The sequence below is a fragment of the Micromonospora gifhornensis genome, assembly GCF_016863515.1.
Classification (GTDB): domain Bacteria; phylum Actinomycetota; class Actinomycetes; order Mycobacteriales; family Micromonosporaceae; genus Micromonospora; species Micromonospora gifhornensis.
Genome location: NZ_BOPA01000023.1, coordinates 57,045 through 71,291, shown reverse-complemented (window position 1 = coordinate 71,291; position 14,247 = coordinate 57,045). Strand labels below are relative to the sequence as shown.

The following is a 14,247-nucleotide window of genomic DNA, read 5'->3' as shown; positions in this document are numbered from 1 at the left end:
AGCAGTTCGTGGCTCTGACCACGGCGCCCGACCCGACTCGCCGCGGCACCGGATCCGTCCGACCCCCCGCCACCCGGCGCGGGACCGGACGGATCCGGCACGGGGAAGGTCTGGCCGGCTACGTCTTCCTGTCGCCCTGGCTCATCGGTCTGATGGGCATCACGGCGCTACCCATGCTGTTGTCGCTGTACCTCAGCTTCACCAACTACGACATCCTCACCCCGTGGTCCGAGGTGGAATGGGTGGGGCTGGCCAACTACGAACGGATGTTCACCGCCGACCCGTCGTGGTGGCACTCGGTGCGGGTCACGCTGCGCTTCGCGCTGATCGCCGTACCGCTGAAGCTGGCCGCGGCGCTCGGGGTGGCCCTGCTGCTCAACCGTGCCTGGCGCGGGGTCGGGTTGTTCCGTGGTCTGTTCTACCTGCCGTCGCTGCTCGGCGGCAGCGTGGCGCTGGCCATCGTCTGGGTGAACATGTTCAACCGCGATGGCGCGTTCAACTCGTTCCTCGCCCTGTTCGGCATCGAGGGCAAGCCCTGGGTCAACGACCCGGACTGGGCCCTGGAGACCCTGATGGTGCTGGCCATCTGGCAGTTCGGCGCCCCGATGGTGATCTTCCTGGCCGGGCTCAAGCAGGTGCCGACCGAGCTGTACGAGGCCGCCTCGGTGGACGGGGCCGGTAGGTTCCGGCAGTTCGTCAGCGTCACCCTGCCGATGCTCTCCCCGGTGATCTTCTTCAACCTGGTGCTGGAGACCATCAACGGCTTCCAGGGCTTCACCGCCGCGTTCGTGCTCAGCAACGGCACCGGCGGACCGATCGACTCGACCCTGATGTACACCCTCAACCTGTACATCGCCGGGTTCACCGACCTGGAGATGGGCTACGCCTCCGCGATGGCCTGGGTCTTCCTGATCGCCATCGCGCTCATCACCGCCGTCTTCTTCAGCACCGGCCGGTTCTGGGTGCACTACTCCGACGGGGAGGACCGCTGATGGTGGCGAACACCCTGGCCCCGCCCGTGGCGGCCCGCCCGCAGCGCTCACGCAGCCGATCCTGGCTGCGGCTGATCATCCTGCTGGCCATCGTGGCGGTCGTGCTGTACCCGCTGATCTGGATGATCGGCACCTCGGTCAAGTCGCAGCAGGAGATCGTCAGCAACATCGGTCTGCTGCCCGAGCGCTTCACCCCGGGCAACTACACCGACGGGTGGAGCAACTTCGACGTCAGCTTCGGCCGGTTCTTCCTCAACAGCGCGATGGTCAGCCTGCTGACCGTCGTCGGCAACGCGGTGAGCTGCCTGCTGGCCGCGTACGCCTTCGCCCGGTTGAGGTTCCGGCTGCGGCGGCTGTGGTTCGCCATCATGATCGGCACCCTGCTGCTGCCGGCGCACGTGCTGATCGTGCCGCAGTACATCCTGTTCCGCACCCTCGGCCTGGTCGGCGGGGACTGGCCGTACCTGCCGCTGCTGATCCCGCAGTTCCTGGCCACGGAGGCGTTCTTCGTCTTCCTGATGGTGCAGTTCATGCGGGGCATCCCACGCGAGTTGGACGAGGCCGCCCGGATCGACGGTGCCGGGGCCTTCGGCATCTTCCGGCACGTCATCCTGCCGCTGAGCCGACCCGCCCTGGTCACCACGGCGATCTTCTCGTTCATCTGGACCTGGAACGAGTTCTTCCGGCAACTGGTCTTCCTGTCCGAGCTGAGCGACTACACCGTGCCGGTGGCGTTGACCCTGTTCATCGACTCGACGAGCCAGAGCGCCATCGGCCCGATGTTCGCCATGGCGGTGCTGTCCCTGCTGCCGGTCTTCGTGTTCTTCGTCGCCTTCCAACGGATGCTCGTCGAGGGGATCAACACAAGTGGAATCAAGGGCTGAGCAGCCGCCGCGCCGCGACTGGCGGGACACCGTACGCGACGGGGCCGATCTGGCGCTGCTGGGCATCCTGACGGTGCTCGCCTCGGCCCCGGTGCTGACCGCCGGCGCGGCGATCGGCACCGCCAGCGCCGCGGTGCACGACTGGCTGGCTACCGGCAGCTGGCCCACCGCCCGGCAGATCATCTCCCGGTTCGGTCGGGGACTGCTGCCCGGCGTGCCGGCCACCCTGCTCGGGCTGGCCGCCGTCGGGCTGCTCGCCACAAACCTGACGGCACTGGCCACCGGCCGGGTGCCGGGCGGCGGCGTGGGGTTGGCCGTCACCGTCGTGGTGGCGGCGGCCCTGCTCGGGTACGCCGCCGCGATCGTGGTCGAGGTCGGCCGCACCGGCGGCACCGGGTGGGCCGCGGCGGTTCCCCGGGCCGCCCGCACCTGCCTCGACCACCCCGCGACCTGCGCCGCGCTGGCCGGCACCAGCCTCGTCGCCGTGCTGCTCGGGGTGCTTGTCACCCCGGTCGCGGTGCCGATCCTCGCCGGGTACGCGTTGGCCGCCGTGCACGCGGTCGCCCGCCGCCGCCCGCTCACCCGGGCGGAGCTGTCATGACCGCCGACGATCAGGAGTTGCTTGTCGACGGTACGCCGGTGGCCCGGTACGTGCTCGCCCCCGACCTGGACGCCACCCACGGCCCGCGGCCCTACCTGCACCCGGTGCGTACCCTGGCCGGCACCCGGGTCACCGACGCCCTCCCCGCCGACCACGTCTGGCACCTCGGGGCCTCCCTGGCGGTGCAGGACGTCAACGGCACCAACCTCTGGGGTGGGCGCACCTACGTCCGCGACCTCGGCTACACCTGGCGTGCCGACCATGGCCGGATCGTCCACACCGGATGGAACCACCGCTCGACGGACCGGCTCGACCACCTGCTGCACTGGTGCGACCCGACCGGCGCGGTCCTGCTCACCGAGCGGCGCACTCTGACCGCGACAGCGGTACCGGAGCACGTCGATGTACCTGGTCCGGACAGCGCATGGAGTCCGGCGTCCGGGCGAGCCGGTGCCTGGCGGCTCGATGTCGACAGCGTGCTCACCGCTCCCGCCGACCGGGACGTCGTGCTGGGCAGCCCGGCCACCAACGGTCGGCCGGGTGGGGCCGGCTACGGCGGGTTCTTCTGGCGGGCGGTGGCCGGCGAACCACCCGAGGTGTTCACCGCCACCCGCGTCGGCGAGGAGAGGGTCAACGGATGTGCCGATCCGTGGCTGGCGATGACCGGCCGGTCACCGGAGGGCGGCGCGTACACCCTGGTCTTCAGCGGTCTGGGTGCGGGCGACAGGTGGTTCGTCCGGACCACCATGTATCCCGGGGTGTGCGTCGCCTTCGCCTTCGCGCGGACCGCGACGATCCCGGCCGGCACCAGTCGCCGCAACCACCACCGGGTGGTGATAGCCGACGGCATCCTCACCGTCGACACCGCCGCCGCCCTCGCCGACCTGCGGTGAGCTGTGGCAGTGGAGCTGGTCGACACGCCGTCCATCCGCTTGTGCGCTGCCACAGTCCGACAGTGCCGCCCAGTTCGACGGCGCGTCGTGGTCAGCCGGCGCCGAGGCAGACGAAGGCCGCCGCGGTGGCCGAGGCGGTGTGATCGCCGGTGGACACGAAGGCCCGCTGGGCGGCGGCGAGGGCCTGCGCCGGTTCGGCACCGGCGTGCATCCGCAGGTGCAGGTCCACCATGAGTTCGGTGGTGGGTTCCGCCGGCACCGGCAGCACGGTGGCGATCAGGCATCGGGTGCCCAGCGCCAGCAGTACCGCCGCGAAACCGGTGATCTCGTCGCCGGGGCGTACCCCGGACAGGCCCGATTCGCAGGCGGAGAGCACCACGCAGCCGGGCGGCCGGGCGATGCGTTCCCACTCGTAGGCGAACAGCGGCCCGTCGGCCAACTCCAGGGTGGAGAACTGGGGGTTGTCGGCGCGGAACGTGCCGTGCGCGGCGATGTGCACCATCGGGGCGCCGTCCAGGGCGGCGGTCAGCGCCTCGGCGGTGGCGTTCGCCCCGGTGAGCAGGCGGGCGGTGGGCAGCACGTCGGCGAGCCGCTTGACCTCGACCGTCCCGGCGGGCAGTCGTGGGCCGCTGGCCAGCGTCGGCGTACCCGCCCAGGTCTGCTGCTGCGCGGCGGTGAGCCAGGCGGTCGCCGACGGTGCGACAGTCACCGCCCGGCCGGCGCAGGTGGGCAGCCCCGCCCAGCCGACCGCATGCAGGGCGCCGACCGGCACGATCACCAGCGGCCGGTCGGCCAGCCGCCGCCGCAGCGGGTCGAACAGTTGCCGGTCCAACGCCGTCGCGGCGTGCGCCGCGCCGGTTCGGGCGGCTGTCGAGTCCCCGGTGACGATCAGCCGACGTAGCCCGAAGCGGTGCCAGCGGGCCAGCCGGGTCGCCTCGGCCGACGGGCCGAGATCGTGCAGGCTGGCCCGTCCGTCGGCGACCACCACCGCCCCGAGCCGGTCACCGTGCACGAACAGTTCGACGAGCACCCGGGGGCCGAGCCGGTCGGCCAGTTCACCCACCCGGGGCGGGGCCGGCGTGGTCGTCGCGCCGGTCGCCAGCCGGGTCAGGTCGCGGATGCGATGCTCCAGCCGGGCCTGCCGCCCGCGCAGCACGCGTACCGGCCGGCCGGTCAGCACCGCGTCCTCCAGCAGGCCACTGACCAGCCTGAGTTCGGCAAGCGCCGCGACGAGTTCGGCGTCGTCGGGTGGCAACGCCGGCCGGTTGCGCAGCGCGGTGGCGCGCCACCGCTCCGCCCAGGCCAGCACCCGCGCCGGTGCGCCGGCCCGCACGGCGATGTCCAGCCCCTCGGCCGCCAGTTCCTGCCCGTACGCCCCGCTGTTGGCCCGCAGTTCGGTGGCGCCGAGCGAGGTCCGGTGCCGGTCGAGGACGGCCAACCCGCGACGCAGGGCACGGGCGGCGGCGGATTCGTCGCCGCGCAGCCGGTGCCACAGCGCCTGGGCGTACCAGCCCTGGGCGCGCCGGGGCGCCGTACCCTGACCCCGCGTGCGGGCGACCGTGCCGAACAACTCCGCGGCGCGGTCGACGCGACCCAGCGCCGACGCCAGCAGGCCGGCGTCGATCAGGGTGAGCTGCGCGGGATCCGGCCAGCCGGTCGCGTCGAGTTGATCGGCGGTACGCACCATCGCGGTGAGCAGGGCGGCGGTGCGGGTTCCGCGACGGAACTCGGCACGCAACTCGACGTGTCGGGCGAAGGCGGTCCAGATGCGGCGACCCTGTCGGCGGAATCGGGTCCGTGCCGCGGCGGCGGCCTCGGTCGCGGTGTCCAGGTCACCGGCGAGCAGCGCGGCGCGTGCCTGGGCCAGCAGCGCCTCGGCGAGGTCGGAGGCCATGCCCCGACGCCGCAGTTCGTCGACCGCTGCGGCGGCGACCTCGGTCGCCTCGTCGACCAGGGGCACCGACAGCAGCAGTTCGAAACGGTCCAGCAGCAACGCCGGTCGAGGTACGGCGAGACGCTGGTACTCCTCGCCGACGGCGGCGAACCGGCGCAGGGCACCCACGATGTCGCCGCGCCGGCCGGCCGCGATGCCGCCGTTCCAGCGGGCGTCGGCGGCGGCGAGGTCCAGCCCGAGTTCACCGAAGATGGCCGCCGCTCGGGCGAGGTCGTCGACGTCGCCGTTGCCGCCCCGGTGGGCGTTGAGCAGTCCCCGGTTGTTGCGGGCCCGCGCCTCCAGCAGCAGATCGCCCGCACGCTGGGCGATGTCGATGGCCAGCCCGTAGTCGCTGACCGCCTCGTCGTACCGGCCCCGGTAGTGCAGCACCACCCCGCGCTGCATCCGGGCCCGCCCGGCGTCGGCGCCGGTGAGTTCCGGCAGCGCGGCGGTCACCGCCCGCAGGGCCGCCGAAGTGCGGCCGGCGGTGGCCAGGACGTAGCCGAGGCTCATCCGGGCCAGCGCGCGGGTCCGGGCCGACTCGGCGGCGCGGACCGCCCGGCGCAGGTGGTGCAGCGCGCCGGTCAGGTCGTTGAGTTCCCGCAGCGCCAGGCCGATGGCCCGCTCCGCAGTGGAGCGTTCGTCGTCGTCGACGTGCCCGGTGGCGAGTACCCGCTGGGCGATTGTGATCGCCTCACGTGGGCGGCGCTGGACGGTGTCGAGCGCCAGCGCAGCGATGCCGGCACCGGCAGCGGTGCTGTCGGTGCCGGCAGCGGTGCTGTCGGACATGAGAGAAGGCTTCACCAGCTATCGCCGTACTGTCAATGCCCGGGAATCGTCTCACGGGTGTGGCCGTATTGCGGTCACCCGGACGGGCCATTGACATACGCCGATTGCTTGGAAGAATTGGCGAGGCCTGCGGAATTCGACTTGCCCGCCACCAGTGACTTGCCGTTTCCTGGGCTATCTGGGAGGACTCTTGCTTCCTGACTATCCCCGAACGGGCAATTCCCATCGGCTGTCCCGACGGCGACTGTTGACCGCCTCCGCGCTGGCCGCCGTGGCCACTCCACTGGGCATCGGGTCGACGGCGGCCGCATCGCGCGCCGAGCAGGACCCCGACGACACCGCATACCAACTCGCCTTCGCCCGGGTGCTGGACGCGGACCGCAATGTGCGGCGGCACATCGTCGCCGGACGGGAATTCCTTTACCGTCCCCGGCAACTGCTCGCCGCCGCCGCAGATGCCGGTCGGGTCGCCGCCTGGCTGAGAAGCCGCGGGCATTCGGTCACCATTGGCAACGGATTCGCCGGAGTCACCCGACTGCTGTTCGCCACGGAGACCGATATTCCCGCAATCGTGGGGATGCTGCGCGATCCTCGGCAGTGGTCCGGCCAACCCGTACCGCGGGTCCAACCCCACCACGTGCTGCTCGGCCTGGGCAACATCATGGGCAACCCGTCCGGGCCGCCTCGGGCGGTCGCCGCGCTGCCGCCGCCGGATCCGACCCGGCTCGCCGAGGGCGCGGGGGTGACGGTCGGGATCTGCGACACCGGCATCTGGCGGTACGCCGGTCAGCAGCACCCGCACTGGCTCGACGGCGCCTACCTGCCCGAGCCCGACGACGAGGACCCGCTCTACGCGTACGCCGACGTGCTCGCCCCGCAGGGCGGTCACGGCACGTTCGTCGCCGGGGTGGTGCGTCAGGCCGCACCCGGCGTACGTGTCGATCCCGAGACGGCCCTGGACCAGAACGGCATCGGTGACGAGTCGATGGTGGTGGCCGCCCTGAGCCGGCTGTCGCCCGAGGTCAACGTGATCAACCTGTCCCTGGGCGGCTACACCCTCGACGATCAGCCTTCGCTGCCACTGGCCAACGCCCTGGCCGCGCTGCCGCCGACGACCGCGGTGGTGGCGGCGGCGGGCAACGCCGGCCTCCGCCGGCCACTGTGGCCGGCCGCGCTGGAGCGGGTGGTGGCGGTCGCGGCGGTCAGCCTGGGCCCGGCGGGACTGGTACCGGCCGACTACAGCGGGCACGGGGCGTGGGTGGACGCCTGCGCGCTCGGTCGACACGACAGCACCTACGTCGCGGGCACCCTGCCGTTGCCCGGACGACCGACCCGTGTGTTCCACCGCTACGCCAGTTGGGCCGGCACGTCGTTCGCCACCGCACACGTCAGCGGTCGCCTGGCCGCCCTGATGACCGCCGGCGGCCTGAGCGCCGACGCGGCCCGGCTGACGCTGCTCGCGCAACCCCGCTGGCACCCCGACTACGGAGTGCTGGTCGGGTGAACACCAGGGAGCTGGTCGCCGCCGCCGCGGACGGGGACGAATCGGCCTGGGCGCAGCTGGTGCACCGGTACACCCCGCTCGTGTATTCGGTGATCCGCTCCCACGACCTGACCGGCGCCGACGCGGCCGACGTCAACCAGACCGTCTGGCTGCGGCTGGTGGAGCAACTCGGCCGGCTGCGCGACCCGGAGGCGTTGGCCGGATGGCTGGCCGTCACCACCCGGCGCGAGTGTTACCGGATGACGCGGCTGGGCCGGCGTACCCGACCCGTCGACCCGTCTGACGACGCGCTGGAGGGGTACCACGGGAGCTGGGCGAACGTAGCGGCGCCGGACGAGGACCTGTTGCGCGCGGAGCGTCGGCAGGCGTTGCGGGAGAGCTTCGCCCAGCTTCCGCCGCGCTGTCAGGAGCTGCTCGCGCTGTTGACGGCCGATCCGCCGCTGAGCTACCGGCAGATCGCCGACCGGCTGGGCGTACCGGTCGGCAGCATCGGGCCGACCCAGGCCCGTTGTCTGCGCAGGTTGCGCGACTGTCCGGCCCTCGCGCCGTACCTTGTTCCTGGTCGGTCCGCATCGTCGAAGGCGGGTGAACGCGATGGAGCCGTGGCCGCCGGTCGATGACGACCGGTTGACTGTGGAGTTGGGCGCGGCGCTGTGGAACGCCGGGGGAGTGCCCGAGGAATATCTGACCGCGGCGCGGGCGGCATTCGCCTGGCGGACGGTCGACGCCGAGCTGACCCTCGCCGAGCTGACCTTCGACTCGGCATGTGAGCCGGCGGGGCAGACCCGGTCGGGTGCCTCCGTGCGGACCCTGTCCTTCCGGGGCGGACCGATCGTGTTGGAGATCGAGGTCAGCGACGCGGGAGTCGTCGGTCAGCTCTGCCCGGCCGAGGGCGGCCGGGTCAGTGCCCGAACCGCCGACGGCACCTACGACGAGACCTCCGTCGACGCCGTGGGCCTGTTCTCCCTCGGCGTCCCGCCGCCCGGTCCGGTGCAGTTGCTCGCCGAGGCCGGCGGTTTCACCGTCGCCACCGACTGGGTCTGCCTGCGCTGACGGGGGTTGCGGCCCGGTCGGGCCGCAACCCCCTCGCACTACCGCTTGACGGAGCTGATCAGGTACTGCACGCCGCCGAGGTCGGTCCGTTTGGCCCCGGAGGCGTCCGGGCCGAACTGGGTCACGTTGAACGCGATCTCCCGGTCCGACGCGGTCGTCGCGCTGAACAGCAGCGAGAACTCCACCCGCTCACCGGGGTTCAGCCGCAGATTGCCCAGGCTGGCCCGGGTGGGCTCGACGATCTCCACCTGGGTGCGGCCCACGGCGCGTACGCCCGTGCCGACCGCGCCGCCGGCCCGCCAGCGCTCGAACAGCTCCGGACCGAGGTCGACGACGACCCGCCCGCCGATGCCCTGCAACGGTTGCGTCGCCTCGAAGACCAGGTCGTTGGCGGACGGCACCCGCAGCGAGTTGCCGATGGCGAAGGGTCGCACGGCCGGGTTCGTCTCACCGGCGCTGAGTCGCACCGAGTCGACGTTGCGCCACGCGATGTTGTTGTTGTTCCTGGTGTTGGTGCTGATGTCCGGGCCCTCGGCGACCATCGGGTCGGTGTCGGACACCCAGCGCGCGAGCAGGCAGAAGTGACCCGGCCCGGGCACTCCCGTCCACGGGATGGTGACCGTCGTGACGCCCGCGTTGGCGGCGACGGTGGCCGCGCCGATGTGCGTCCAGTGGGCCGGCCAGGTCGCGCCGCCACCGGGGGTCGTCCGGTAGACGTGCAGCGTTCCGAAGCTGGTGCCCGCGCCGTACGGCCCGGGATTGCGCAGCTTGACGAAGATGTAGTTGGTGATTCCGACGATCGGGTTCTGGCTGGTGGCACACTCCACGGGAGTCGGGCAGACCTTGATGTCGGGGCTGGCCCACAGCGGGTTCAGCGGGTGCGGCTGGAGCCCGACATCGCCGTCGACATCCTTGATGTAGATGTCGGTGCGGGCGGTCGGGGCGGCCCGGTCGGCGGCCGCGAGGGGCGCGGCGACGGCTGCGGTGACCGACAGCAGCCCGGCCAGCGCGGCGCCCGCGACGACGCCCAGGACCGCCCTGCGGACACGTCTTCCTGCACTGCTCATGACAGCGTTTCTCCCATCGACGGAGACTGGCCGACCCGGCGTTTCCGTTCCGTGTCGGCGCGGTTACGCCTTTCTGGAGCCGGTGGCGAGCCGGAAAATACCGTCGTGGTGTCGTCGTGCTGTCAGATGGCGCGAAGAGCGGCAAACTCCTTCTGCGGGCGACCGGGGTCAGTCTGGCTGCGGGTGACCGGGGTCAGTCCGGCACGGCGCGGCAGGAGGCGCGGACGACCAGCTCGGTAGGAAGCCGGATGTGAATGTCGCGTTGCACCCCCGCGATCAGGTCGACCAGCAGGCGCAACGCCTCGGCGCCCATCCGTTGTATCGGTTGCATGATCGTGGTCAGCGGTGGGTTGACAAGCGCCGACTCCGGAACGTTGTCGAAGCCGATCACGGACAGGTCGTCGGGCACCGACAGGCCCATGTTCCGGGCGACGTTGATCGTGGAGATCGCGGACAGGTCGTTACCCGCGAAGACCGCGGTCGGCCGGTCGGGGAGGGCGAGCAGTTCCGCGGCCGTGCCGGCGGCGCTCTCGATGCGGAACCCGCCGACGCGTACCAGTTGCTCGTCCACGGTCACACCCGCGTCGGCCATGGCCTGCCGGAAGCCCGCCTCACGCAGCCGCGACGACTCCAGGTCGGCGCGGCCACTGATGTGGCCGATCCGGCGGTGGCCGAGCGAGAGCAGGTAGTTGGTCGCCAGCACGGCGCCGGCGAAGTTGTCGGAGTCGACGGTGGGCAGACCCGAGGGACCGGTGTGCGGGTCGACGGCGACGACGTGGAAGCCCTGTTTGGTCTCGACCACCGTCGGCGTGACGATGACGGCGCCGTCGATGAGCGTTCCGGACAGCCGGGCCAGGGATCGTCGTTCCCAGCCGACGGCCGTACCTGCCACGTCGCCGCTGGAGTAGGCGAGCAACTGGTAGCCGGTGCCGGTGACCCCCGCCGAGGCGCCCTTGAGCAACTCGGTGGAGAAGGGTTCGAACTCGGCCACGAGGATGCCCAGGACGTTCGTGCGGTGACTACGTAAGCTCTGCGCGCCCAGGCTGGCCTCGTAGCCGAGCTGGTGAATGACCTGCTGGACCCGCTGGACGGTCGCCTGTGCCACGCCGTACCTGCCATTAACCACCTTGGATACAGTTGCCACGGAGACGCCGGCCGCGCGGGCCACGTCCGACATGTTGACACGCTGCGGGAACGCCACGCCGACGATGATAGAGGGCCGACGGGGCTCGATGAGCGGCGTATCGAAAACGTTATCGACACCGATTGACACTCGGTTACACGGCTGTAAAACTCCCCCGCAGGCCGAGCACCGCGACTGACTAGTCGAGGAGATACCGATGGCTATAAAGCGCCGCGTACGAACCGTCCTAGCGCTGTCCATCACCACCGCACTACTTGCCACCGGATGCAGCGGCGGCGAGTCCGAAGAGCCCGCCGAGAGCGAGCTGTACAAGAACCCGGTGACCCTGACCTGGTGGCACAACGCCAGCCAGGATGGGCCTGGAAAGGAGTACTGGCAGAAGGTTGCCAAGGACTTCAACGCCCTGCACCCCACGGTCACCATCGAGATCGAGGGCATCGAGACCAACCAGCTCCAGCGCACCCGGCTGCCTGCCGCGCTGCTGAGCAACGATCCGCCAGACATCTTCCCGACCTGGGGTGGCGGCGAGATCCGCGAGCAGGTCGAGGCCGACTACCTCAAGGACCTCACCGACCTGGCGAAGGACGAGATCGCCAACGTCGGCAGCTCCGCCGAGATCTGGGCGGTGAACGGCAGGCAGTACGGTCTGCCGTTCCGGATGGGCATTGAGGGTATCTGGTACAACAAGGACATGTTCGAGCGGGCCGGCATCGCGGCGCCGCCGAGCACGTTCGAGGAGCTCAACGAGGCCGTCACCAAGCTCAAGGCGATCAACGTCGTGCCGATCGCCGTCGGCGCCGGTGACAAGTGGCCGGCCGCGCACTGGTGGTACAACTTCGCGCTGCGGGCCTGCTCCGTCGACACCCTGAAGAAGGCCTCCAAGGACCTGGACTTCGAGGACCCGTGCTTCCTCAAGGCCGGCGAGGACCTGAAGGCCTTCATCGACACCAAGCCGTTCCAGAACAACTTCATCGCGACCCCGGGTCAGAACGACCCGACCAGCGCCAACGGCCTGCTCGCCAACGGCAAGGCCGCGATGGAGCTGATGGGCGACTGGAACAAGGGCACCCTGGACAACGTTGCCGAGGATGCCGAGGCGATGAACAAGTTCATCGGTTGGTTCCCGGTCCCGGCGATCAGTGGTTCGAACGGTGACCCCAAGGCGGCCCTCGGCGGTGGCGACGGATTCTCCTGCGCCAAGAACGCCCCGGCGGAGTGCGTCGAGTTCCTGAAGTACATCGTCAGCCCCGAGGTGCAGAAGGGCTACGCCGAGACCGGCACCGGTCTGCCCGTCGCCAAGGGTTCGGAGTCCGGTGTCTCGGACCCGGCGCTGCGCTCCATCCTGGAGGCCACCACCAGCGCGACCTACGTCCAGCTCTGGCTGGACACCGCCTTCGGCAGCACCGTCGGTAACGCGATGAACGACGCGATCGTCGCCATCTTCGCGGGCAACGGGACGCCGCAGCAGGTCGTCGACGCGATGAAGTCGGCCGCCCGCAAGTGAGCTCCGTGAACCAGACCCTGAACCCCGCCGGCGGCGTGTCCGCGCCGCCGGCGGGGCTCCGGCCCGCCGATCGGAAAGCCGGCCGGGCCCGCGAGACGCGACGCAAGTGGTACGAGATCATCGGGCTCACCACGCCGGCGATCGTCGTGTACGTGATGTTCGTCCTGGTGCCGATCGGCTTCGCCTTCTACTACAGCCTGTTCCGCTGGCGTGGAGTCGGACCGCCCACCGATTACATCGGCTTCGACAACTACGTCATGGCCTTCCAGGACCCGATCTTCCTGGACGCGCTGCGTAACAACGCGATCATTGTGTTCGGATCGCTGCTGATCCAGGGCCCCATCGCGCTGGGCGTCGCCCTGCTGCTCAACCGCCACTTCCGCGGCCGCACGGTGTTCCGCCTGCTGGCGTTCGTGCCGTACGTGCTGGCCGAGGTCACCGTCGGCATCATGTGGAAGCTGATCCTGACCGAGAACGGCACGTTCGACGCGTTGCTGCGCTCGATCGGGTTGGGCGGCCTGATCCAGGCGTGGCTCGCCGATCTCGATATCGTTATCTGGACGCTGCTGTTCGTCCTCACCTGGAAGTACGTCGGGTTCGCCATCATCCTGCTGCTGGCCGGACTGTCAAACGTGCCGCAGGAGTTGAACGAGGCGGCACAGATCGACGGGGCAAGCTGGTGGCAGATCCAGCGCCACGTCACGCTGCCGTTGTTGGGCCCGACGATCCGGATCTGGATGTTCCTGTCCATGATCGGCTCGTTGCAGGTCTTCGACGTGATCTGGGTGACCTCGGTGCCGGCGGTACGCTCGCTCGGCGCGTCGGCCACCATGGCGACATACATGGTGGACAACGGTTTCTTCGCCCGTCTGTGGGGCTACGGCAACGCGATCGCGGTGATCCTGTTCGTCATCTCGTTCGTGGCGGCGATCCTGTTCCAGCGCTTCCTGCTCCGTCGCGACATCGAGGGCGCCATCACCAGAAAGGCAAAATGACGTGACGACCGCGAACACCGTTCTGTCGCCCGCCAAGCGCCGCCCGGTGTCCTGGGGAAACCCCCTGACCTACGCCTTGGCGCTCGCGGTCGCGGCTGTGTCGATCACGCCGGTGATCTACGTGGTCATCGGTGGTTTCCGTACCACCCCACAGATCGTCGCGAACCCGGCCGCCCTGCCCGACCCGTGGGTCTTCGACAACTACATCCGAGTGCTGACCGAGAGTAACTTCTGGCGGCAGGCGTTCAACAGCGCAGTGGTCTCCCTGGGCACCACCCTCGGTGTGGTGGCCCTCGGGGTCTCCGCCGCGTTCGTGCTCGCCCGGTACACCTTCCGCGGGCGTGAGGTGCTCTACACCTTCTTCACCCTCGGACTGCTGTTCCCGGCCGGTGCGGCGATCCTGCCGCTGTACCTCATGCTGCGCGACCTCAGCCTGATCAACTCGTACTATGCGGTAATCCTTCCGCAGGTCGCGTTCTCGTTGCCGCTGACGATCGTCATCCTACGACCGTTCCTGTCGGCCATCCCCCGTGAACTGGAGGACGCCGCGGCGATCGACGGCACCGGCCGGCTCGGCTTCCTCTGGCGCATCATGCTGCCGCTGGCGCGGCCGGCACTGGTCACCGTCGGGATCCTCGCGTTCGTCACGAGCTGGAACGCCTTCCTCCTGCCGTTGCTCGTCCTCGGTGACGCCAGCCTGCATACCCTGCCGCTGGGCGTGCAGCAGTTCTCCAGTCAGTACAGCTCCGACACGGCCGGCATCCTCGCCTTCACCTCGCTGGCGATGCTGCCCGCCCTACTGTTCTTCACCTTCGCCGAGAAACAGATCGTCGGAGGCCTGCAAGGTGCGGTCAAGGGCTGAGCGGCAGCCGCACGAGCACCAGAAAT

Annotated in this window: 13 protein-coding genes; 10 read left to right on the top strand and 3 right to left on the bottom strand. The window is 70.4% G+C overall.

The features are described from left to right. The first annotated feature begins 8 nt into the window (after positions 1 to 8). The 4 genes from Vgi01_RS17515 to Vgi01_RS17500 are packed head-to-tail and all read left to right on the top strand — an operon-like array spanning position 9 to position 3,370. Positions 9 to 992 (top strand): carbohydrate ABC transporter permease, encoded by a 984-nt coding sequence (locus tag Vgi01_RS17515; RefSeq protein ID WP_013734551.1) that lies wholly within the window; start codon positions 9 to 11, stop codon positions 990 to 992. Next, a complete protein-coding gene (locus tag Vgi01_RS17510; RefSeq protein WP_013734550.1) occupies positions 992 to 1,876 on the top strand; it encodes a carbohydrate ABC transporter permease in 885 nt (294 codons plus the stop codon). Before Vgi01_RS17515 ends, Vgi01_RS17510 begins: the two co-directional genes overlap by 1 nt. After that, positions 1,860 to 2,477, top strand: coding sequence for a hypothetical protein (locus tag Vgi01_RS17505; protein WP_204291715.1), 618 nt, complete (start codon positions 1,860 to 1,862; stop codon positions 2,475 to 2,477). Before Vgi01_RS17510 ends, Vgi01_RS17505 begins: the two co-directional genes overlap by 17 nt. After that, entirely contained in the window at positions 2,474 to 3,370 is an 897-nt protein-coding gene (locus Vgi01_RS17500) for a DUF6807 domain-containing protein (RefSeq protein ID WP_204291714.1), read from the top strand. Before Vgi01_RS17505 ends, Vgi01_RS17500 begins: the two co-directional genes overlap by 4 nt. 91 nt (positions 3,371 to 3,461) lie before the next feature. Here the strand turns inward: Vgi01_RS17500 and Vgi01_RS17495 are convergent, their stop codons facing one another. Then, the gene (locus Vgi01_RS17495) at positions 3,462 to 6,092 is read right to left on the bottom strand and encodes a CHAT domain-containing protein (protein ID WP_204291713.1); all 2,631 of its coding nucleotides are present in this window, start codon (positions 6,090 to 6,092) and stop codon (positions 3,462 to 3,464) included. Between the two features lie 247 nt (positions 6,093 to 6,339). On the opposite strand from Vgi01_RS17495, the gene Vgi01_RS17490 reads away from it, so the two are divergent. From Vgi01_RS17490 to Vgi01_RS17480, 3 genes are read left to right on the top strand one after another with little or no spacing between them, the layout of a single operon-like run. Then, the gene (locus Vgi01_RS17490) at positions 6,340 to 7,596 is read left to right on the top strand and encodes a S8/S53 family peptidase (protein ID WP_239089022.1); all 1,257 of its coding nucleotides are present in this window, start codon (positions 6,340 to 6,342) and stop codon (positions 7,594 to 7,596) included. Continuing rightward, complete coding sequence (locus Vgi01_RS17485; protein ID WP_204291711.1) at positions 7,593 to 8,216, top strand: RNA polymerase sigma factor; 624 nt, start codon at positions 7,593 to 7,595, stop codon at positions 8,214 to 8,216. Before Vgi01_RS17490 ends, Vgi01_RS17485 begins: the two co-directional genes overlap by 4 nt. Beyond that, positions 8,191 to 8,649: a hypothetical protein gene (locus tag Vgi01_RS17480; protein WP_204291710.1), complete on the top strand. Its 459-nt coding sequence runs from the start codon at positions 8,191 to 8,193 to the stop codon at positions 8,647 to 8,649. The genes Vgi01_RS17485 and Vgi01_RS17480 overlap by 26 nt, the downstream gene beginning before the upstream one ends. A 38-nt stretch (positions 8,650 to 8,687) precedes the next feature. On the opposite strand, the gene Vgi01_RS17475 is transcribed toward Vgi01_RS17480, so the two are convergent. Together Vgi01_RS17475 and Vgi01_RS17470 are read right to left on the bottom strand one after the other, a co-directional pair. Continuing rightward, positions 8,688 to 9,716, bottom strand: a complete 1,029-nt coding sequence (locus Vgi01_RS17475) for a hypothetical protein (RefSeq protein ID WP_102655861.1) — start codon at positions 9,714 to 9,716, stop codon at positions 8,688 to 8,690. A gap of 193 nt (positions 9,717 to 9,909) precedes the next feature. Beyond that, entirely contained in the window at positions 9,910 to 10,917 is a 1,008-nt protein-coding gene (locus Vgi01_RS17470; protein WP_204291709.1) for a LacI family DNA-binding transcriptional regulator, read from the bottom strand. Between the two features lie 139 nt (positions 10,918 to 11,056). Between Vgi01_RS17470 and Vgi01_RS17465 the strand changes: the two genes are divergently transcribed. The 3 genes from Vgi01_RS17465 to Vgi01_RS17455 are packed head-to-tail and all read left to right on the top strand — an operon-like array spanning position 11,057 to position 14,221. Next, on the top strand, positions 11,057 to 12,364 hold the full coding sequence (locus Vgi01_RS17465) for an ABC transporter substrate-binding protein (protein WP_102655863.1): 1,308 nt from the start codon (positions 11,057 to 11,059) through the stop codon (positions 12,362 to 12,364). Then, entirely contained in the window at positions 12,361 to 13,359 is a 999-nt protein-coding gene (locus Vgi01_RS17460; RefSeq protein ID WP_102655864.1) for a carbohydrate ABC transporter permease, read from the top strand. Before Vgi01_RS17465 ends, Vgi01_RS17460 begins: the two co-directional genes overlap by 4 nt. A 1-nt stretch (position 13,360) precedes the next feature. Continuing rightward, positions 13,361 to 14,221 (top strand): carbohydrate ABC transporter permease, encoded by an 861-nt coding sequence (locus tag Vgi01_RS17455; RefSeq protein WP_204291708.1) that lies wholly within the window; start codon positions 13,361 to 13,363, stop codon positions 14,219 to 14,221. Positions 14,222 to 14,247: the final 26 nt, after the last annotated feature.

Coding starts and splice junctions, on each gene's coding strand:
- Vgi01_RS17510 (WP_013734550.1), top strand. CDS start 992: ATGGTGGCGAACACCCTGGCCCCGCCCGTGGCGGCCCGCCCGCAGCGC.
- Vgi01_RS17500 (WP_204291714.1), top strand. CDS start 2,474: ATGACCGCCGACGATCAGGAGTTGCTTGTCGACGGTACGCCGGTGGCC.
- Vgi01_RS17495 (WP_204291713.1), bottom strand. CDS start 6,092: ATGTCCGACAGCACCGCTGCCGGCACCGACAGCACCGCTGCCGGTGCC.
- Vgi01_RS17480 (WP_204291710.1), top strand. CDS start 8,191: ATGGAGCCGTGGCCGCCGGTCGATGACGACCGGTTGACTGTGGAGTTG.
- Vgi01_RS17475 (WP_102655861.1), bottom strand. CDS start 9,716: ATGAGCAGTGCAGGAAGACGTGTCCGCAGGGCGGTCCTGGGCGTCGTC.
- Vgi01_RS17465 (WP_102655863.1), top strand. CDS start 11,057: ATGGCTATAAAGCGCCGCGTACGAACCGTCCTAGCGCTGTCCATCACC.